The 20,048-nt window shown below is 60.3% G+C and carries 16 protein-coding genes; 9 read left to right on the top strand and 7 right to left on the bottom strand.

Going from position 1 to position 20,048, the window contains the following annotated elements; genetic code table 11:
* Nucleotides 1–4: 4 nt before the first annotated feature.
* Nucleotides 5–1,867: a molybdopterin-synthase adenylyltransferase MoeB gene (gene moeB / locus HX792_RS12210; RefSeq protein WP_176996342.1), complete on the bottom strand. Its 1,863-nt coding sequence runs from the start codon at nt 1,865–1,867 to the stop codon at nt 5–7.
* Nucleotides 1,868–1,893: 26 nt separating this feature from the next.
* Entirely contained in the window at nt 1,894–2,787 is an 894-nt protein-coding gene (locus HX792_RS12205) for a DMT family transporter (protein WP_176996383.1), read from the bottom strand.
* Between the two features lie 160 nt (nt 2,788–2,947).
* Between HX792_RS12205 and HX792_RS12200 the strand changes: the two genes are divergently transcribed.
* Nucleotides 2,948–4,372 (top strand): PLP-dependent aminotransferase family protein, encoded by a 1,425-nt coding sequence (locus tag HX792_RS12200; RefSeq protein ID WP_176996341.1) that lies wholly within the window; start codon nt 2,948–2,950, stop codon nt 4,370–4,372.
* A gap of 130 nt (nt 4,373–4,502) precedes the next feature.
* Here HX792_RS12200 and HX792_RS12195 read toward each other — a convergent pair whose 3' ends face one another.
* Nucleotides 4,503–5,321, bottom strand: a complete 819-nt coding sequence (locus tag HX792_RS12195) for a pyruvate, water dikinase regulatory protein (RefSeq protein WP_176996340.1) — start codon at nt 5,319–5,321, stop codon at nt 4,503–4,505.
* Between the two features lie 178 nt (nt 5,322–5,499).
* On the opposite strand from HX792_RS12195, the gene ppsA reads away from it, so the two are divergent.
* From ppsA to HX792_RS12155, 8 genes are all read left to right on the top strand, one after another.
* Nucleotides 5,500–7,875 (top strand): phosphoenolpyruvate synthase, encoded by a 2,376-nt coding sequence (gene ppsA, locus HX792_RS12190; RefSeq protein WP_176996339.1) that lies wholly within the window; start codon nt 5,500–5,502, stop codon nt 7,873–7,875.
* A 106-nt stretch (nt 7,876–7,981) separates the two neighbouring features.
* Nucleotides 7,982–8,971, top strand: coding sequence for an alpha/beta fold hydrolase (locus HX792_RS12185; RefSeq protein WP_176996338.1), 990 nt, complete (start codon nt 7,982–7,984; stop codon nt 8,969–8,971).
* A 188-nt stretch (nt 8,972–9,159) separates the two neighbouring features.
* Complete coding sequence (gene rraA, locus HX792_RS12180; RefSeq protein WP_176996337.1) at nt 9,160–9,651, top strand: ribonuclease E activity regulator RraA; 492 nt, start codon at nt 9,160–9,162, stop codon at nt 9,649–9,651.
* A 25-nt stretch (nt 9,652–9,676) separates the two neighbouring features.
* The gene (locus HX792_RS12175) at nt 9,677–10,672 is read left to right on the top strand and encodes a zinc transporter ZntB (RefSeq protein WP_176996336.1); all 996 of its coding nucleotides are present in this window, start codon (nt 9,677–9,679) and stop codon (nt 10,670–10,672) included.
* An 86-nt stretch (nt 10,673–10,758) separates the two neighbouring features.
* Nucleotides 10,759–11,004 carry a hypothetical protein gene (locus HX792_RS12170; RefSeq protein WP_005790375.1) on the top strand — a complete coding sequence of 82 codons (246 nt, stop codon included), beginning with the start codon at nt 10,759–10,761 and terminating at the stop codon, nt 11,002–11,004.
* Between the two features lie 2 nt (nt 11,005–11,006).
* Nucleotides 11,007–11,831, top strand: coding sequence for a mechanosensitive ion channel domain-containing protein (locus tag HX792_RS12165; RefSeq protein ID WP_122717981.1), 825 nt, complete (start codon nt 11,007–11,009; stop codon nt 11,829–11,831).
* A gap of 87 nt (nt 11,832–11,918) precedes the next feature.
* Nucleotides 11,919–12,509, top strand: a complete 591-nt coding sequence (sigX, locus tag HX792_RS12160) for an RNA polymerase sigma factor SigX (protein WP_003193286.1) — start codon at nt 11,919–11,921, stop codon at nt 12,507–12,509.
* 107 nt (nt 12,510–12,616) lie between these two features.
* Nucleotides 12,617–13,600 (top strand): OmpA family protein, encoded by a 984-nt coding sequence (locus tag HX792_RS12155; RefSeq protein ID WP_176996335.1) that lies wholly within the window; start codon nt 12,617–12,619, stop codon nt 13,598–13,600.
* Between the two features lie 60 nt (nt 13,601–13,660).
* Here the strand turns inward: HX792_RS12155 and cobA are convergent, their stop codons facing one another.
* From cobA to nirB, 4 genes are read right to left on the bottom strand one after another with little or no spacing between them, the layout of a single operon-like run.
* Nucleotides 13,661–14,404 (bottom strand): uroporphyrinogen-III C-methyltransferase, encoded by a 744-nt coding sequence (gene cobA, locus HX792_RS12150; RefSeq protein WP_176996334.1) that lies wholly within the window; start codon nt 14,402–14,404, stop codon nt 13,661–13,663.
* Between the two features lie 10 nt (nt 14,405–14,414).
* Nucleotides 14,415–17,123, bottom strand: a complete 2,709-nt coding sequence (locus HX792_RS12145) for a nitrate reductase (protein WP_176996333.1) — start codon at nt 17,121–17,123, stop codon at nt 14,415–14,417.
* A complete protein-coding gene (gene nirD, locus HX792_RS12140; protein WP_176996332.1) occupies nt 17,123–17,440 on the bottom strand; it encodes a nitrite reductase small subunit NirD in 318 nt (105 codons plus the stop codon). The genes HX792_RS12145 and nirD overlap by 1 nt, the downstream gene beginning before the upstream one ends.
* The gene (gene nirB, locus HX792_RS12135) at nt 17,437–19,890 is read right to left on the bottom strand and encodes a nitrite reductase large subunit NirB (protein WP_176996331.1); all 2,454 of its coding nucleotides are present in this window, start codon (nt 19,888–19,890) and stop codon (nt 17,437–17,439) included. The genes nirD and nirB overlap by 4 nt, the downstream gene beginning before the upstream one ends.
* Nucleotides 19,891–20,048: the final 158 nt, after the last annotated feature.

Genomic DNA, 20,048 nt, shown 5'->3' with positions numbered 1-20,048 from the left:
CGGGTCAGTACAACGGCATGTCGGGTTCGACGTCGCGCACCCAGTGCTTCATGCCACCCTGCAAGACCTTGGTGTTGGCGAAGCCGGCCGCCAGCAAGGTGCTGGCGGCTTGCTCGGCGCGGGTCCCGGCGTAGCAGATCAGGTAATGGGTGTTGTCGCGGCTGAGGCTGTCGAGTTGCCCATCCAGCTCGGCCAAGGGGATGTGCACCACCCCTGGCAATTTGCACACCTCCAGTTCGCTGGCGTCGCGCACATCCACCAGCACGTCTGCACTGCGCGGGTGCTCGAGCAATTGCTTGAGCACGCGGGGCTTGATGTAGCGCTCTTCGGCCAGGGACGGTTGGACGGGTACGGCGTCGGCGCAAACCGCCGACGTGAACGGTTCGCTGTGGCGCAGCGCGGAACAGCAAGGGCAGTCGGCGCGGCGCTTGAAGCGGATTTCGCTGAACTTCATCGCCAGTGCGTCGAAGCGCATCAGGCGACCGGACAGCGGCTCGCCAATGCCAATCAGCAACTTGATGGCCTCGGTGGCCTGGATCATCCCGACCACGCCGGGCAGCACGCCGATCACGCCACCGGCGCTGCAATTGGGCGCCAGTTCGGCGGGAGGGGCCGAGGGAAACAGGCAGCGATAGCAGGGCCCGCCTTTGTAGTTGAGTACGCTGATCTGCCCGTCGAAGCGGTAGATGGCGCCGTACACCAAGGGTTTGCCGAGCTGTACGCAGGCGTCGTTGACGAGGTAGCGGGTGTCGAAGTTATCGGTGCCGTCGATCACCAGGTCGTAGGCGCCCACCAGTTCCAGGGCATTGTCAGCGTTCAAGGCGGTGTCGTGGGCGTTGATCTGGATATGGCGGTTGAGGTCCTGCAGGCGCGCCTTGGCGGACTCGACTTTGGGCAGGCCCAGGGTGCTGTTGCCGTGGACGATCTGGCGTTGCAGGTTGCTGCTTTCCACCACGTCGAAGTCCACCAGGCCCAGGGTGCCGACGCCGGCCGCCGCCAGGTACAGGCTGATGGGCGAGCCCAGGCCACCGGTGCCGATGATCAGCACCTTGGCTTTCTTCAGGTTCAACTGGCCTTCGCGGCCAACGCCGGGCAGGGTGATGTGGCGCACGTAGCGCTGTACCTCTTCATTACTCAACGCGTCAACGTCCATGCCGCCCGAGGTGGCGAGCAGCACTTCGATCCGGGCTTTTTCCGGCAGTGCATCGTCGGCGCCGATCAGTTCTTCCTCGGCGGTGAACAGGAAGTGTTCCTTGAGCTGGTTGTTCTTCTCGTGGAACAGGTGCGGGCGTAACTGAGGGTGACTGCTGCAGAGGTTTTCAATGACTTCGCGCAATGTCGATCCGGTGCCCTCAAGGGTCGATTCCGGCAGCTTGGCCACGCGAACCAGAATGTCGGGGAAAGAGACAGCGTTCATGGACAACTCCGTGTGCAGGTCGTTGAAAGGGTTGAGGGCGAAATGCCTGCCGTCCCAGGCAAACAGCTTTGAGCCCAGGGTCTGGCCCTGGCGAACGTCCACCACCAGGTAGCTGACGGGGTAGATCGGTTCGCCCATGAATAAGGCCTTGTCCTGGTCTTCATCGCTGAAATAGGCGCCGACATCCGGGTGCGAGTGGTAGATCACCACCACCGGGTTGTCGCTGCGAAACGCCTTGTTCATCAGCAGGGTGTCGGCCACCGAAAACGTGTAGCCGTTGGCCGCGCTGCGCGGGTACATCTCGGGGTTCTTGCGGTGCAGCTCATTCTGGATATTGCTGCCCAGGTACACGCTGCCGTCGGCGAAGATGAAGCCGCAGCATTCCTCGGGGTAACTGCGGTTGGCGTGGGCGTAGATCTGTTCAAGGGCTTTTGGGCGGAGGACGTCCATGTTTCTCTCGCGTGGTGGTGAGGGGGTCAAGGTTTCTTGGCCAGGAGCTTTTCAATCGGCAACTTGGTGATCGCAAAACCGGCCAGCAGGATGGCCGAGTACAGCATCAGGTCACGGGAAATCGCCACGCCTTCGTACCAGGCGCCGATGATCACCGCGAACACCGGGAAGATGATGAACACGAACGACAGGATGATCGGGCTCAGGCGCTTGAGCAGCATGAAGTACACGATAAACCCGCCGACCGACGCCACCAGCCCCAGGTAGAACAGCGCACTCCAGGAGCGCAGGGTGATGGTGTCGAAGGCCGGGGTTTCGAACCACAGGCCAGCCACGAACAGCATCAGCCCGGCGATGCCGATGGGCAGGGTGTTGTAGGTGATCACGCTGATGGCGCTGCCTTTCTGCTTGGTAATGACGTAGCACAGGGCATGCATGATCGCGGCGGTCAGGATTGCCAGCACCCCGAAGAACTCGGCGTGGTCCAGGTGCAGGCCCTGGCTCTTGATGATCATGTAGAGGCTGCCGAAACCGATGCCGATGCCGACGACCTGGGAGAAGTAGATGCGCTCGCGCAGGAACAGCGCCGAGAAGATCAGGATGAACACCGGCATGCAGCTGAACAGCAGGGCGGTGAGGCCGGACGAGACATGCATCTCGCCGTAGTTGAGCAGGTAATAGGGAACGCTGAAGTAGGACAGGGTCACGAATACGAAGAACCAGCGGCTCTCACGGGGAAACAGGATCGGCTCGCGACGCACCAGGGCAAAACACAGAAACAGCGGGAAGGCGATGAGGAAGCGCAAGCCTGCGGACGTCAGCGGTGGCACGCTTTCGACGGCGATCTTGATGCCCAGCCAGGTGGTGCCCCAACTCAGGCACACGATAAGAAACATCACACTGGTCACGAGGCCAGCCAGCCACTGTTTCCGGGAATTTGTTTTTGTTGTGTTTTCGAGAACGGCGGACATTGGCATCGTTTATTGCTTCCCTGAGCCGGAATTGAACTCTATATTGAGCTTGTAATGAGTTGTAAAATTCGGCGATTGAACCCGTAAAAGCACACTATTAGGGCGAAAGATGGCTGTCAAAACAAATATTGACATGGTGTCAATTATGCGTGAGGGGTTGTCCAGCGGGCAGGGCGTGAAGTACAAGCGCCTGTCCGATGTCATGGAACGGGGCATCCTCGAAGGCTTGATTGAACCGGGAAGAAAACTGCCGCCCCATCGGGTGCTTTCCGACAATCTGGGTGTGACGATCGGCACCATCAGCCGGGCCTACGGCGAGCTGGAACGCCTGGGGTTGGTGGTGGCGCGGGTGGGTGACGGCACATTCGTGCGCAAGCGTGGGATGGAGCGCCAGCGCGACGAAGGCTTTCGCAATTTCAGCGAGGAGCCGCGCCAATACTTCGACATGAGCCGCAACATGCATATCCCGGGTCAGGAAACGGTGTTCCTGGCCCAGAGCTTCCAAACCCTGTCGACCAACGCCAAATTCCTCCAGGACATCAGCGCCTACACCCCGGACGCCGGTTTGCCGCGCTACCGTGAGGCGGGCGCGCAGTGGCTGGTGCAGAGCGACTTTCACCCGATTCCCGAGCAGGTCATCTGCGTCAATGGCGGCCAGCACGGTTTGTTGTGCGCCATGATGGCGTTGTTGCGGGCGGGCGATACGGTGGTCACCGAACAACTGACTTACCCCGGGTTGATCACCGCTGCGCGTATGCTCGGCGTGCGCCTGATCGGCCTGGAGATGGACGAAGAGGGCGTGCTGCCGGGCGCGCTGGATGAGGTTTGCCGCAATCACCGGGTGTCGGCGCTGTACTGCACACCGACCATCCAGAACCCGACCACGGCAGTGCTGTCGATCCCGCGTCGGGAGGCCCTGGCCAAGGTCTGCCGTGAGCACAACCTGCTGATATTGGAAGACGAAGCCCACGGGGTGCTGGTGGAGGATCGCCCGCCACCCCTGAGCTTTTTCGCGCCCGAGCGTACGATTCTGATCAGCAGCTTGAGCAAGGCGGTGTCAGCCGGGTTGCGCGTGGGGTACGTGCATGCGCCGCCGGCACTGGTCAGCCGTATCTCGGCAGCGCTGCGCTCGACGTGCTGGATGGCCACCCCGGTGACCCTCGAACTGGCTACCCAGTGGATCGAAAACGGCACGGCGGAATACCTGCTGCGCCAGCAGATCAATGAGATCAGCCGGCGCAAGGCATTGGTGAAAGACCTGTTGAACGGCCTGCAATACCGCACCCACCTCAACAGCCCGCACTTCTGGATTGAAGTGCCGGAGCCCTGGCGCGCGTCGGAAATCGAGGCGGAGCTCAAGCAGAATAATTACCTGATCGCCACTGCCGAGGCATTTGCCGTGGGGCAGACGGCGGTGCCGCAGTTTATTCGGGCGAGCATCTGCAATACGTCCGGGGATGATCAGTTGCTGCGGGCGGGGTTTGATGCGTTGGCCACCGCGCTGGGGCAGGGGGGCGGGCGGTTTCACCTGTAATCGACAGGCTCACCGCGTTATCGTTCTTCGCGAGCAAGCCCGCTCCCACATTTGACCGAGATCCAACTCTGGAATGCAGTCAAATGTGGGAGCTGGCTTGCCTGCGAAGAGGCCAGCCCGGGCAACATAATTATTTGAACCTGCGCTCCACACCCTTCTCCACCAAAATCTTCGCCGAAATCTCTTCCACCGAAAAATGCGTGGAATTGATGTGCGCAATGTTCTCGCGACGGAACAGATTTTCCACTTCGCGCACTTCGAATTCGCACTGGGCGTAGCTGGAGTAGCGGCTGTTGGGCTTGCGTTCGTTGCGAATGGAGGTGAGGCGATCCGGGTCGATGGTCAGGCCAAACAGCTTGTGCCGGTGCGAGCGCAGGGCCGATGGCAGCGTCAGGTGCTCCATGTCGTCTTCGGTCAGCGGGTAGTTGGCCGCACGAATACCGAACTGCATGGCCATGTACAGGCAGGTGGGCGTTTTGCCGCAGCGCGACACGCCCACCAGGATCAAATCAGCCTTGTCGTAATAATGGGTGCGGGCTCCGTCGTCGTTGTCGAGGGCGAAGTTCACCGCCTCGATCCGCTCCATATAGTTGGAGTTGTGGCCAATGGAATGGGACTTTCCTACGGAGTAGGAGGAGTGTTCGCTCAGCTCCTGTTCCAGTGGCGCCAGGAACGTGGAGAAGATGTCGATCATGAAACCATTCGACGTTGCGAGAATCTCACGAATGTCCTGGTTGACGATGGTGTCGAAAATGATCGGACGAAAACCGTCTTTTTCGGCCGCCAGATTGATTTGTTGTACCATGGCCCGCGCTTTATCCACGCTGTCGATATAGGGCCGTGTGAATTTGGCGAAGGTAATGTTTTCGAACTGCGCGAGCAGGCTTTGACCCAATGTTTCGGCTGTAATGCCGGTGCCGTCGGAGATAAAGAAAGCAGATCGTTTCATTTGAGCCCTGGGCCTTAAGCTGATGACGAATCTTGGATATGATAGGCGCGATTTTGCCGTCCCGCAGTGGGCCGCATTCTCACTTATTTTCCAGGTCCAGGCCACAAACGCTGGCGAACGCTCCTACTGAGCAGCCGGCGTCCTGAGCTTTTCCAACACAGAAAGTGGAGAGATCACCTTGGTAGAGTACGTAGTTTCCCTCGATAAGCTCGGCGTCCATGATGTAGAGCATGTGGGGGGCAAGAACGCATCCCTCGGCGAGATGATCAGTAATCTTGCAGGCGCTGGGGTCTCGGTCCCCGGTGGTTTCGCCACCACGGCCCAGGCCTACCGCGACTTCCTCGAGCTGAGCGGCCTCAACGCCCAGATCCACGCCGCGCTGGACGCCCTGGACGTCGACGACGTCAACGCCCTGGCCAAGACCGGCAGCCAGATCCGCCAATGGATCATGGAAGCCGAGTTCCCCGAGAAGCTCAACGAAGAAATCCGTACCGCCTTCGCCACTTTATCGGCTGGCAACCCGGACATGGCCGTTGCCGTGCGCTCTTCGGCCACCGCCGAAGACTTGCCGGACGCCTCCTTCGCCGGCCAGCAGGAAACCTTCCTCAACATCCGCGGTGTGGAAAACGTCATCCGTGCGGCTAAGGAAGTGTTCGCCTCGCTGTTCAACGACCGCGCCATTTCCTACCGCGTACACCAGGGTTTCGACCACAAGCTGGTGGCCTTGTCTGCTGGTGTGCAGCGCATGGTGCGTTCGGAAACCGGTACGGCCGGCGTGATGTTCACCCTGGATACTGAATCGGGCTTCCGTGACGTGGTGTTCATCACCGGCGCCTACGGCCTGGGCGAAACCGTCGTACAAGGCGCGGTCAACCCCGACGAATTCTATGTGCATAAGCACACCCTTGAGGCCGGTCGCCCGGCCATCCTGCGCCGTAACCTGGGCAGCAAGGCAATCAAGATGATCTACGGCGACGAGGCCAAGGCCGGTCGCTCGGTAAAAACCGTTGAAGTCGACAAGGCCGAACGCGCGCGTTTCTGCCTGACTGACGCTGAAGTCAGCGAATTGGCCAAGCAAGCGATGATCATCGAAAAGCACTACAAGTGCCCGATGGACATCGAATGGGCCAAGGACGGTGACGACGGCAAGCTGTACATCGTGCAGGCCCGTCCTGAAACCGTGAAGAGCCGCACCTCGGCCAACGTCATGGAACGCTACCTGCTGAAAGAAACCGGCACCGTGCTGGTGGAAGGTCGCGCCATTGGCCAGCGCATCGGCGCCGGCAAGGTGCGGATCATCAAGGACGTGTCCGAAATGGACAAAGTCCAGCCAGGTGACGTACTGGTCTCCGACATGACCGACCCGGACTGGGAACCGGTGATGAAGCGCGCCAGCGCCATCGTCACCAACCGTGGCGGGCGTACTTGCCACGCGGCGATCATCGCCCGTGAACTGGGCATCCCGGCGGTCGTGGGCTGCGGCAACGCCACCCAACTGCTCAAAGATGGCCAGGGCGTTACCGTCTCCTGCGCAGAAGGCGACACCGGTTTCATCTTCGAAGGCGAGTTGGGCTTTGATATCAAGCAAAACTCCATCGATGCCATGCCGGACCTGCCGTTCAAGATCATGATGAACGTCGGCAACCCGGACCGCGCCTTTGATTTCGCACAGTTGCCGAACGCCGGTGTGGGCCTGGCCCGCCTGGAGTTCATCATCAACCGCATGATCGGCGTGCACCCCAAGGCCTTGCTGAACTACGACGGCCTGCCGCTGGACCTCAAGGAAAGCGTCGACAAGCGCATTGCTGGCTACAACGACCCTGTCGGCTTCTATGTCGAGAAACTGGTCGAAGGCATCAGCACCCTGGCGGCGGCGTTCTACCCGAAAAAGGTCATCGTGCGTCTGTCGGACTTCAAGTCCAACGAATACGCCAACCTGATCGGCGGCAAGCTCTACGAGCCGGAAGAAGAAAACCCGATGCTGGGCTTCCGTGGTGCTTCGCGTTACATCAGCGAATCGTTCCGCGATTGCTTCGAACTCGAGTGCCGTGCCCTCAAGCGCGTGCGCAACGAGATGGGCCTGACCAACGTCGAGATCATGGTGCCGTTCGTGCGCACCCTGGGCGAGGCGAGCCAGGTGGTGGACTTGCTGGCCGAAAATGGCCTGACCCGTGGTGAAAACGGCCTGCGCGTGATCATGATGTGCGAGCTGCCGTCCAACGCGATCCTGGCCGAAGAGTTCCTGGAATTCTTCGACGGTTTCTCCATCGGCTCCAACGACCTGACCCAGCTGACCCTGGGCCTGGACCGCGACTCGGGGATCATTGCCCACTTGTTCGACGAGCGTAACCCTGCGGTCAAGAAGCTGCTGGCCAATGCCATCCAGGCCTGCAACAAGGCCGGCAAGTACATCGGCATCTGCGGCCAAGGCCCTTCCGACCACCCTGACCTGGCCAAATGGCTGATGGAGCAGGGCATCGAAAGCGTCTCGCTGAACCCCGACTCCGTGCTGGAGACCTGGTTCTTCCTGGCAGAAGGCCAAGCGTCCGTCTAAGGTCGTTACGTCAAAAGTGCCGGTCACTCTCACAGGGTGACCGGCATTCTTATCTGTACAGGGCGGGAATCCTTGCGGACGCCGCCCTTTTTTGTGCAAGAGCATTATGCAAAGCAGCAGCAACCTGTTTCCCGTCGCCTTGATCAGCGCTGAACGTCGTGGCGACCTGAGTGAAGATGTGTACCGCCTCAAGCCCGGTAACAGCCCCGACGGTACCGTCGAGTTGGCCGTGACCCGCTTGGGCCTGGCCGATGTCCCGGAAAACCGGGGCATCCCGGTTATTTTATTGCACGGCAGTTTTTCCAACCGGCGCTTCTGGTACTCGCCTAAAGGCATCGGCCTGGGCGCTTACCTGGCGCGGTTGGGGTTTGATGTCTGGATCCCGGAAATGCGCGGCCATGGCCTGTCCAAGCGCAATCATGACTACGCCCGCAACCGCGTGGCCGACTACGCGCGTTACGATTTGCCGGCGATCGGCGCGTTTGTGCGCGAGCAAAGTGCGCAGGTGCCCCATTGGATCGGCCATTCCCTGGGCGGCATCAGCCTGGCAGCAGCCCTTGGTGGGCAGCACTTGGGTGCGCCGGCAGTGGCGTCGGTGGCGTTGTTTGGCAGCCAGGTCAGCCGCACCCATTGGCCGTTGAAACTGCCGCCGGTGGAGTGGACGGGCCGCTTGTTGTTGAAGCGCTTTGGCGAGGTGTCCGGCTCACGCCTCAAGCGCGGCCCGGAGGATGAACCGGCCGGCGTGATGATCGAGGCCATGCGCTGGAACGGCCTGTTTGGCCGCTTTGGCGAAGGCAAGAACGATTGGTGGAAAGGCTTGGCAGAGGTCGATGTGCCGCTGCTGGCGGTGAGCGCTGCGGGTGACCAGCAAGACCCGGACTGGGCGTGTCGCAAGTTGTTCGAGCAAGTCGGTTCAGAGCACCGTCAATACCTGTGCCTGGGTCGCCAGCAAGGGTTTACCGGGGATTTCGGCCATGTGGAGATGCTCGTCAGCAAGGCTGCCCAAGCCGAAGTCTGGCCATTGGTGGCGCAGTGGTTGAAAGATCCACTGACACCTTTATTCGGGGCACAATCGGAGGTGGCGGCAACGGTTTGACGAAGCGCTCTGCCAAGGGCGTTTCACTCGTGTGTGGTTGCGGCTAAGATATGACGCGTTAAACGCTTCTGGTCATATTCAGTCGCGCAGTGGCTATTGCGTTGCGTCGTTGGGGATGGGAAGGTCTGCCCCCGCTGTGCCTGGCGCTTCTTTCGAAAGACACCTCTTTGCCAGAAAGGAATTTTTCAATGAACCATTACGTGACCCCCGACCTGTGCGACGCCTACCCTGAACTGGTGCAGGTGCTTGAGCCGATGTTCAGCAATTTCGGCGGCCGAGATTCCTTTGGTGGCGAGATCGTCACCATCAAGTGCTTCGAAGACAACTCCCTGGTCAAGTCGCAAGCCGACCTGCCGGGCGCCGGCAAAGTGCTGGTGGTGGACGGTGGCGGCTCCCTGCGCCGCGCGTTGCTGGGTGACATGATCGCCGAGAAAGCCGCGAAAAACGGCTGGGAAGGGATGGTGATCTACGGTTGCATCCGCGATGTTGATGTCATTGCCCAGACCGACCTGGGGGTGCAGGCACTGGCGACGCATCCGATGAAGACCGACAAGCGCGGCATTGGCGACCTGAACGTGGTCGTGACCTTTGCCGGCGTGACATTCCGTCCGGGTGAGTACGTGTATGCCGACAATAACGGCGTGATCGTGTCGCCAAGCCCGCTGAAAATGCCTGAATAAACCGCTGCAGACCAAAGGGGTGAGGATGTTCGAGGAAGAAAACGCGCAATGGGGGCTGGTGCATGCCCTGGTGCTGGACGGTAAAGGCGGCGCGCGTTCGATTGCCCGGACTGAGCTAGACGACCTGCAACTGCAACCGCAGGAAAGCCTGTGGCTGCATTGGGATCGCAGCCATCCGCAGACCCAGACCTGGCTGCGCCGGTCCAGTGGCTTGAGCGAGTTCGCCTGTGACCTGCTGCTGGAAGAAAACACCCGCCCGCGCTTGTTGCCGCTGCCGGATGACGAATTGCTGCTGTTTCTGCGCGGGATCAACCTCAACCCGGGCGCCGAGCCGGAAGACATGGTCTCGGTGCGGATCTTTGCGGCGGCCAATCGTGTGATTTCCCTGCGTCTGCGCCCCTTGCGCGCCACTGACGAGCTGCTGGTGCAGCTGGCGGACGGCAAAGGGCCGAAAACCGCTTCGGAACTCATCCTTTATATGGCGCAGTACCTGACCCATAAAGTGCAGGACCTGGTCACTGAGCTGTCTGAAATCGTCGATTCCGAAGAAGAAAAACTCGATGCCGACGAACGGTATACCCCGGAGCATGGCAACGTTTTGCAGATCCGTCGGCGAGCCGCTGGGCTGAAGCGATTCCTCGCGCCGCAGCGGGATATTTTTGCCCAGCTGACGCGAATCAAATTGCCGTGGTTTTGTGACGACGATGCCGACTATTGGAACGAATTGAACAACAGCCTGACCCGCTACCTGGAAGAGCTTGAATTGACCCGGGAGCGCGTGGGGCTTGTGCTGGAGGCTGAAGACCGGCGCTTGAGCGTGCGCATGAACCGCACCATGTACCGCTTCGGCATCATTACCGGGATCTTCCTGCCGATGAGTTTTCTCACCGGCTTGCTGGGCATCAATGTGGGCGGTATTCCGTTCTCCGCCAGCCCCTACGGATTCGTGATTGCCTGCCTGATGATGGTGGCAGTTGCGCTCGGACAATGGTGGCTTTTTCGACGATTACGCTGGGTTTGACCTGAATATGACCTGAACGTAGGAAAGGTCCCATGTGACCCCAAGAATTTTACCCTCGTCTTTTAAATCACTTGCGAGAGGTCTTTATGCACGATCCGTTCGAACAGTCTTTGCGTGACATGCTCAATGCCTCGCCATCCAACCGGGATGACGATGCCTGCCTGGGCCGCGTGTTGAAAACCGCCAACCGTCAGGTAGGGGCGGGTGACCTGTTCGGCCTGCTCGGTCGTTGGCTGCCGGCGTTGATGATGGCCCTGAACAATGGTTCGGCCCACGTATCGCCGGTGTCCCGTCGTAAACCTCTTGCTCGCACTGCTGATAAGGCTGATTGAATATGGAACTTGATCTCTGGACCCAGAGCCTGGTCACCGCGATGACCGCATTGTGGACCAAGGTGGCGAACTTCATTCCCAACCTGTTTGGTGCCTTGGTCCTGGTACTGCTGGGCTTTGTCGTGGCCAAGCTGCTCGACACCCTGCTGTCCAAATTGCTTGCAAAACTCGGCCTGGATCGCTTGATGGCAGGCACCGGCCTGACCAAGCTGCTGGGACGTGCCGGCCTGCAAGTGCCGATTTCCACCTTGATCGGCAAGATCGTCTATTGGTTCGTTCTACTTATTTTTCTGGTTTCTGCGGCTCAATCCCTTGGACTTGAGCGAGTTTCAGCTACGCTCGACATGCTGGCACTGTATTTGCCGAAGGTTTTCGGCGGCGCGCTGGTACTGCTGGTAGGTGTTTTGCTGGCGCAACTGGCCAATGGGCTGGTGCGCGGCGCCGCTGAAGGCGTGGGGTTGGACTATGCTGCCGGCCTTGGGCGAATTGCCCAGGGGTTGGTCATCATCATCAGTATTTCGGTCGCGATCAGCCAGTTGGAGGTCAAGACTGACCTGCTCAACCACGTGATCGTGATCGTTTTGATTACCGTTGGTCTGGCCGTTGCGCTGGCCATGGGGTTGGGAAGCCGGGAAATTGCCGGGCAGATTCTTGCGGGAATCTATGTGCGTGAGCTGTATCAGGTTGGGCAACAGGTGCGTATAGGCGAGGTCGAAGGACAGATCGAGGAGATCGGCACAGTCAAGACGACGGTGCTGACCGATGACGGCGACCTGGTGTCGCTGTCCAACCGGATCCTCCTGGAGCAGCAGGTCAGTAGCCGCTAACCCGGCAAACCCTGCTAATGTACGCCGCCGCAAACCCGGGTAGCCGGGCTGTAGCGGACATTGACCTGACTGTCGGCACGACTTGTTTTGAATAAAGCCCAAACGCTGTCCACGCGCTATGACCCCCGTGAGCTCTCTGATGAGGAGTTGGTCGCGCGCTCGCACACGGAGCTGTTTCACGTAACACGCGCGTACGAAGAATTGATGCGCAGATATCAACGCACTCTGTTCAACGTTTGTTCAAGGTATTTAGGGAACGATAGAGATGCGGATGATGTCTGTCAGGAAGTGATGCTCAAGGTGCTGTATGGCCTGAAGAACTTCGAGGGCAAATCGAAGTTCAAGACATGGCTATATAGCATCACGTACAACGAGTGCATCACGCAGTATCGCAAGGAACGGCGAAAGCGTCGCTTGATGGACGCGTTGAGTCTTGACCCCCTCGAGGAAGCGTCTGAAGAGAAGGCGCCAGCACCCGAGGAAAAGGGCGGACTTGATCGCTGGTTGGTGCATGTGAACCCGATTGACCGCGAAATTCTGGTGCTACGATTTGTCGCAGAACTGGAGTTTCAGGAAATCGCTGACATCATGCATATGGGTTTGAGTGCTACAAAAATGCGTTACAAACGTGCTCTTGATAAATTACGTGAGAAATTTGCGGGCGAGACTGAAACTTAGTGCGTGGCAAATATCTCTTACGTGTAGGCAAGTTCTGTTAGACTTGTCGCCGAGTTGTCCCCCGGTTTGTGGGACTGCTTTACAATCACCAGATGGGGATTTAACGGATGAAACTGAAAAACACCTTGGGCTTTGCCATTGGTTCTCTTATTGCTGCCACTTCTTTCGGCGCTCTGGCACAAGGCCAAGGCGCAGTTGAAGGCCAGCTGTTCTACAAGAAGCAGTACAACGATAGCGTCAAGCACATCGAAGACGGCTTCAACCCTGGCGCAAGCATCGGTTACTTCTTGACCGACGACGTGTCGATCAACCTGAACTACGACACCACCAACCACACCCGTTCGAACGACGGTACTGGCAACCAGAAGATCAAAGGTGACACTGGCAGCGTGACTGCTCAGTACCACTTCGGTCAGGCCGGTGTTGATTCCCTGCGTCCATACGTAGAAGGTGGTTTCGGTCACCAATCCCGTACCAACGTACAGGCTGACGGCCACAGCGGTCGCGACCAGTCGACCCTGGCTATCGCTGGCGCTGGTGTGAAGTACTACTTCACCAACAACCTGTTCGCCCGTGCTGGTGTTGAGTCTGACTACAACCTGGACAACGGCAAGTGGGACTACTCCGCACTGGTTGGCCTGGGTGTGAACTTCGGCGGCAACGCTGGCGCAGTTGCTCCAGCTCCTACCCCAGCACCAGCTCCAGAGCCAACTCCAGAGCCAGAAGCTCCAGTTGCTCAGGTTGTTCGTGTTGAGCTGGACGTTAAGTTCGACTTCGACAAGTCCGTTGTTAAGCCTAACAGCTACGGCGACGTGAAAAACCTGGCCGACTTCATGAAGCAGTACCCACAAACCACCACCGTGGTTGAAGGTCACACTGACTCCGTAGGTCCAGACGCTTACAACCAGAAGCTGTCCCAGCGTCGTGCTGACGCTGTTAAGCAAGTTCTGGTCAAAGACGGTATCGCTCCTAACCGCGTTAGCTCGGTTGGCTACGGTAAATCCCGTCCAGTTGCTGACAACGCAACTGAAGCAGGCCGTGCTATCAACCGTCGCGTAGAAGCCTCGGTAGAAGCTCAAGCTGCTCAGTAATTACTGAGTGGTAGAAAAAAGCCCGGCTTAGGCCGGGCTTTTTTTCGCCTTGAATTTGCCTCAGGCGCTGGCGACCGCAACGGTGCAAGCGGCTTGAGCAGAAGCGGCAACGCGGCCGATCACCAGGATCGCCGGGCTCTTCAGGGCAAATGCCTGCGCATCTTCATGCAGATGCAACAGGTTGCTACGGCATTCCCGTTGCTGGGGCAGTGATGCATTCTCGATCATCGCCACCGGCATATCGGCGGCCATTCCGCCGTCGAGCAATTGCTGGCGAATCTCCTCAAGCTTGGCCACCCCCATGTACACCACCAATGTCGTGCCGCCTTCTGCGAGTGCACGCCAGTTCAGGCGGCTGTCATCCTGGGTGTGCGCCGTCACCAGCGTCACGCCACGGCTCACACCGCGCAAGGTCAGTGGAACAGCGCAATTGGTTGCCCCCGCCAGGCCGGCGGTAATGCCGTTGACCAGCTCCACCTCCACCCCGTGTTCACGCAGCCAGGTCGCTTCTTCGCCACCCCGGCCAAAAATGCACGGATCACCCCCTTTAAGCCGCACCACGCACTTGCCTTGGCGGGCATAGCGCAGCATCAGGCGATGGATAAAATCCTGCGGGGTCGAGCGGCAACCACCGCGCTTGCCAACGGTGATCACCCGCGCACCGGCACAGTGCTCCAGCACGGCCGGGTTGACCAGGTCATCGATCAGCACCACATCGGCCTCACGCAGGGCGCGCACCGCCTTGAGGGTCAACAGCTCGGGGTCACCGGGGCCTGCGCCCACCAACCAGACTTTTGCACTCATGTTGTTCCCCTTACACACTGATCGCGATTGGCTGCGGGCTGCTGGCCAAAAGACGTTTGATTTCCGGTACACAGGAGCCGCATTGCGTACCACACCCCAGTTCCCGCTTGAGCCCGTCCAGGCTCAGGCCACGGGCGACACCGGCACACACGGCGTTTTCGCTGACGTTCTTGCAGTTGCACAACACCTTGCTGCTTGCCGCCGCCCCACCCGGAGGCGCGCTCAACGGTGCCAACAGCCAGCGCCGCAGTTGATCGTCGGCGCGGCCTTCCAGCCACAGGCTTTGCAACCAATGCCGGGCCAAGGTTTCTCCGGCCAGACGCAAGGCGGTGATGCGGCCTTTTTCGATCTTCACGCGCTTGCCGATCGAGCGGCGCGGGTCGTCGTACGCCATCACCGGCCCGTCGTTGAGGCCCAGCAGTTCATCGATTCGGGTCAACAGTTGCAGGTCGGGCGCCTCGCTATGGGCTGCGCGTATCAACAATGCGGGCCGCTCCCGCCCGGCCAGGCTGAGGCTGACGTAGGCAAAACCCTCGCACAGCGGGCGCAGGGCTTCGAAGTGTTGCTGCACATCGCCTTCGATCAACGCAAACAGCTGCCACGGTAGTTGCACCGCCTCCAGGCGCACGCCGCTGTGCTTGAGTTCCGGTTGTTTGGACAGGGGATCAAACGCCGGCTGGGTCAGCGCATTCACGCCGCCCTTGAGAAAACGATCACCCCAATGCATGGGCAGAAATGCCTGCCCCGGGCGCACGCTGTCATCACTGCTGACCGCCACGATCACCTGGCCGCGACGGCTTTTCAGGTTGACCAAGTCGCCTTCTTTGAAGCGGTGCCGCCGCAACTCATCCGGGTGCAGGCTCAACAGCGCTTCGCTGACATGCCCGAATAACTGCGCCGCCGTGCCGGTGCGGCTCATGCCATGCCACTGGTCACGCAAGCGACCGGTAATCAGCGTCAGCGGGAAGCGTGAATCGCGCTGCTCTTTGGCGGCGCGGTAAGGATCGGCGATAAAGTGTGCCCGCCCGCTCTCGGTCGGGAACACACCGTCGGTATACAGGCGTGGGGTGCCGCCCTCGGCGCCCTGGGGGAACGGCCATTGCTGCGGGCCGATACAATCAAGCAAGGCGTGGCTGATGCCCGACAAGTCCAGGTCACGGCCACGGGTCAGCATTTTGTATTCGTCAAAAATCTGAGCGGGCTGTTCAAAGGCAAACAAGCTGCTCATTTCCGGACGCAGGCGGCGCTCCAGGCGCTGGGCGAAATCCACGGTAATCGCCCAGTCCGGCCGCGCTTCTCCCGGTGGGACGATAGCGCGGCGCACGTGGGAAATACGCCGCTCGGAGTTGGTCACCGTGCCTTCCTTCTCCCCCCAACTGGCGGCGGGCAACAGCAGGTCGGCGTAGGCGGCGGTCTCGGTGGTGCGAAACGCCTCCTGCAACACCACGAAGGGGCAGGCGGCCAAGGCTTCGCGCACACGGTTCTGGTCTGGCAGTGATTGCGCCGGGTTGGTGCAGGCGATCCACAGTGCCTTGACCTTGCCGGCTTGGACCTGCTCGAACAGCTCGACAGCCGTGAACCCGGTAGACGCCGGCAACGAATCAATTCCCCAATACCTCGCGACTTGTTCGCGATGTTCAGGGTTGGCGGCCTCACGATGCCCGGGCAACAGGTTCGACAAACTGCCCGTCTCGCGCCCACCCATGGCATTCGGCTGGCCGGTCAGGGAAAACGGCCCGCAGCCGGGCCGGCCAATCGTACCGGTGGCCAGGTGCAAGTTGATCAGTGCACTGTTTTTAGCGCTGCCCGCCGTGGACTGGTTAAGCCCCATGCACCACAACGACAGAAAACTGCTGGAGGTGCCGACCCATTCCGCACACAAGCGCAGTTGCTCGACGCTGATGCCACACAGCTGCGTGACCATCTGCGGCGTGTAGTCATGCACCAGGCGTTTCAGCTCGGCCAGCCCCTCGGTATGCGCCTGGATAAACGCACGGTCGATCCAGTCTTCCCACAGCAGCAGGTGCAGGATCCCATGGAACAGCGCGACGTCCGTCCCCGGCAGGATCGCCAGGTGCAGGTCAGCCAAGTCGCAGGTGTCTGTGCGACGTGGATCAATCACCACCACTTTCATCTGTGGGCGCTGCGCCTTGGCTTCTTCCAGGCGTCGGAACAACACCGGGTGCGCGTAGGCCATGTTGCTGCCGACGATCATCACGCAGTCGCTGCTCTCCAGGTCTTCATAGCTGCACGGCGGTGCGTCGGCGCCCAGGCTGCGCTTGTAGCCGACCACCGCCGAAGACATGCACAGCCGCGAGTTGCTATCGATGTTGTTGGTGCCCACCAGCGCCCGCGCCAGCTTGTTGAAGCTGTAGTAGTCCTCGGTGAGCAATTGCCCGGAGATATAGAACGCCACACTGTCCGGCCCGTGTTCGGCGATGGTCTGGGCGAACACGTTGGCCGCGTGCTCCAGCGCGGTGTCCCAATCGGTGCGGGTGCGCGCCAGGCCTTTGCCCAGGCGCAACTCGGGGTACAAGGCGCGGGCGGATAAATCACCGGTCAGGTGCAGGCTGGAGCCCTTGCTGCACAGCTTGCCGAAGTTCGCCGGGTGGTCGGGGTCGCCTTGCACGCCAATGATTTGCTCGCCGTCATGTTCGATCAACACGCCGCAACCTACGCCGCAGTAGCAGCAGGTAGAGGCGGTGGTCTGGCGGTTCATCACACCGCGTCCCGCAGGGCCAGCATCACGCGGCCGTTTTCCACGCGGGCCGGGTGATGGTGAGCGCAACCGATATCCGGCGCCTGGGCTTCGCCGGAGGCGAGGTCGATCTGCCAGTTGTGCAACGGGCAGGCCACGCGCTTGCCGTAGATCAGGCCTTGGGACAGCGGGCCACCTTTGTGCGGGCAACGGTCATCGAGTGCGAAGACTTCATCGTCACTGGTACGAAAAATCGCGATATCACCCTTGGGCCCGTGGATGATGCGTGATCCCAGGGTGTTGATGTCGTCGAGGGCGCAGATATCCAGCCAGTTCATACCAGCACCTCCAGTTGTTTGACGGGGATAACCTCGAACTCCTTCTTCAGCAGCGGTTGTTCCAGGCGCTCCTTCCACGGGTCCTGCTCGAACGACAGCGAGAATTGCAGGCGCTCGTTAAGGGCCTGACGGCGGGCCGGGTCTTCCAGCACGGCCTTCTTGATGTGTTCCATGCCCACCCGTTGCAGGTAGTGCACGGTGCGCTCAAGGTAGAAGGCTTCTTCGCGGTACAGCTGTAGGAAGGCGCCGTTGTACTCGCGCACTTCTTCGGCGGTTTTCAGCTTGACGAAGAACTCCGCGACTTCGGTCTTGATGCCGCCGTTGCCACCGATGTACATCTCCCAACCGGAGTCGACACCGATAATGCCTACGTCCTTGATGCCTGCTTCCGAGCAATTGCGTGGGCAACCGGACACCGCCAACTTGACCTTGTGCGGCGACCACATGTTGAACAGGTCATGCTCCAACTCGATGCCCAGTTGCGTGGAGTTCTGCGTGCCGAAGCGGCAGAACTCGCTGCCGACGCAGGTCTTCACGGTGCGGATGGATTTGCCATAGGCATGGCCGGACGGCATGTCCAGGTCTTTCCACACGCCAGGCAAGTCCTGCTTTTTGATCCCCAGCAGATCGATGCGCTGGCCGCCGGTGACCTTGACCATCGGCACGTTGTACTTGTCGGCCACATCGGCGATGCGCCGCAACTCCGACGGGTTGGTCACGCCGCCCCACATCCGTGGGACCACGGAATAGGTGCCGTCTTTCTGGATATTGGCGTGAGCCCGTTCATTGATCAGGCGCGATTGCGGGTCGTCCTTGGCTTCGCCGGGCCAGGTGGAAATCAGGTAGTAGTTCAAGGCCGGGCGGCAGGTGGCGCAGCCGTTGGGCGTGCGCCAGTTCAGGTAGCTCATGGTGCCGGCGATGGTCAGCAAGTGCTGGTCGCGGATGGCCTGGCGGATCTGCCCGTGGTTGAGGTCGCTGCAGCCGCAGATGGCTTTTTCGCTTTTCGGCTTGACGTCGGCCGCGCCGCCCACGGTGTTGATCAAAATCTGCTCGACCAGGCCGACACAGGAGCCGCAGGAGCTGGCAGCCTTGGTGTGTTTTTTCACTTCGTCGACGCTGAACAGCCCCTGTTCCTGGATCGCCTTGACGATGGTGCCCTTGCACACGCCGTTACAACCGCAGACCTCGGCGTTGTCGGCCATGCTCATGGCTTTGTCCTGGCCTTGATGGCCGACATCGCCCAAGGCGTTTTCGCCGAACATCAAGTGATCGCGGATCTCGCCGATGGCGTGGTTCTCACGGATCTGACGGAAATACCAACCGCCGTCGGCGGTGTCGCCGTACAGGCAGGCGCCGACCAGGATGTCGTCCTTGATCACCAGTTTCTTGTACACGCCGCCAATCGGGTCGGAGAGGGTGATGGTCTCGGTGCCTTCGCCGCCCATGAAGTCGCCGGCCGAGAACAGGTCGATGCCGGTGACCTTCAACTTGGTCGAGGTGACCGAGCCTTTGTAGGTGGCAAAGCCCAACTGTGCGAGGTGGTTGGCGCAGACCTTGGCCTGCTCGAACAGCGGCGCCACCAGGCCATAGGCGATGCCGCGATGGCTGGCGCACTCGCCGATGGCGTAGATGCGCGGGTCGTAGGTTTGCAGGGTGTCGTTGACCAGAATCCCACGGTTGCAGGGAATGCCGGATTTTTCCGCCAGCTCGGTGTTGGGCCGGATACCTGCCGCCATCACCACCAGGTCGGCGGGGATGATGTCGCCGTTCTTGAACTGTACCGAGCCGACGCGACCGTTGCCCGCGTCATGCAGCGCCTGGGTCTGCTCGCACAGCCGAAACACCAGGCCACGGCTTTCCAGCTCGGTCTGCAACAATTGGCCGCTGGTCTTGTCCAGCTGACGCTCCAGCAGCCACTCGCCGATATGCACCACGGTGACGTGCATGCCGCGCAGCATCAGTCCGTTGGCGGCCTCCAGGCCCAGCAGGCCACCGCCGATGACCACGGCGTGGGTGTGGGTCTTGGCGGTGTCGATCATGGCTTGGGTGTCGGCGATGTCGCGGTAGCCGATCACACCCTGCAACGTATTGCCGGGAATTGGCAGGATAAAAGGCGTAGAACCGGTGGCGATCAGCAGGCGGTCGTATTCCGCCTCGGTGCCGTCTTCGGCGATGACCACGCGTTTGACGCGGTCGATCTGCACCACTTTGCGGTTGAGCAGCAGCTTGATGTTGTTGTCCAGGTACCAGCTCAAGTCGTTGAGCACGATCTCTTCGAAGGTTTGCTCGCCGGCCAGCACCGGCGACAACAGGATGCGGTTGTAGTTGGTGTGCGGCTCGGCGCCAAACACGGTGATGTCGTACAGGTCGCTGCTCAGCTTGAGCAATTCTTCAAGGGTGCGAACCCCGGCCATGCCGTTGCCGATCATCACCAATTTGAGTTTTTTCATGTCGTTCTCCGCAATGGCTCGACCAATCACGCGCAAACAAAAAAAGGCGTCCCCGCTAGTTACCTAGAGAGGACGCCTTTGTCCTGGTCCCGTTCTCTCGGGAAGCTCGCCCCTTCGACGTTGAAGGGGCGGCTATATGTGGGGTGTTGTGTCCGCTA

It is taken from the genome of Pseudomonas sp. B6002, assembly GCF_013385985.1.
Taxonomy (GTDB): Bacteria; Pseudomonadota; Gammaproteobacteria; order Pseudomonadales; family Pseudomonadaceae; genus Aquipseudomonas.
Note: the sequence above shows the minus strand (reverse complement) of the source record. Positions and strands in the feature narration are given on the sequence as shown.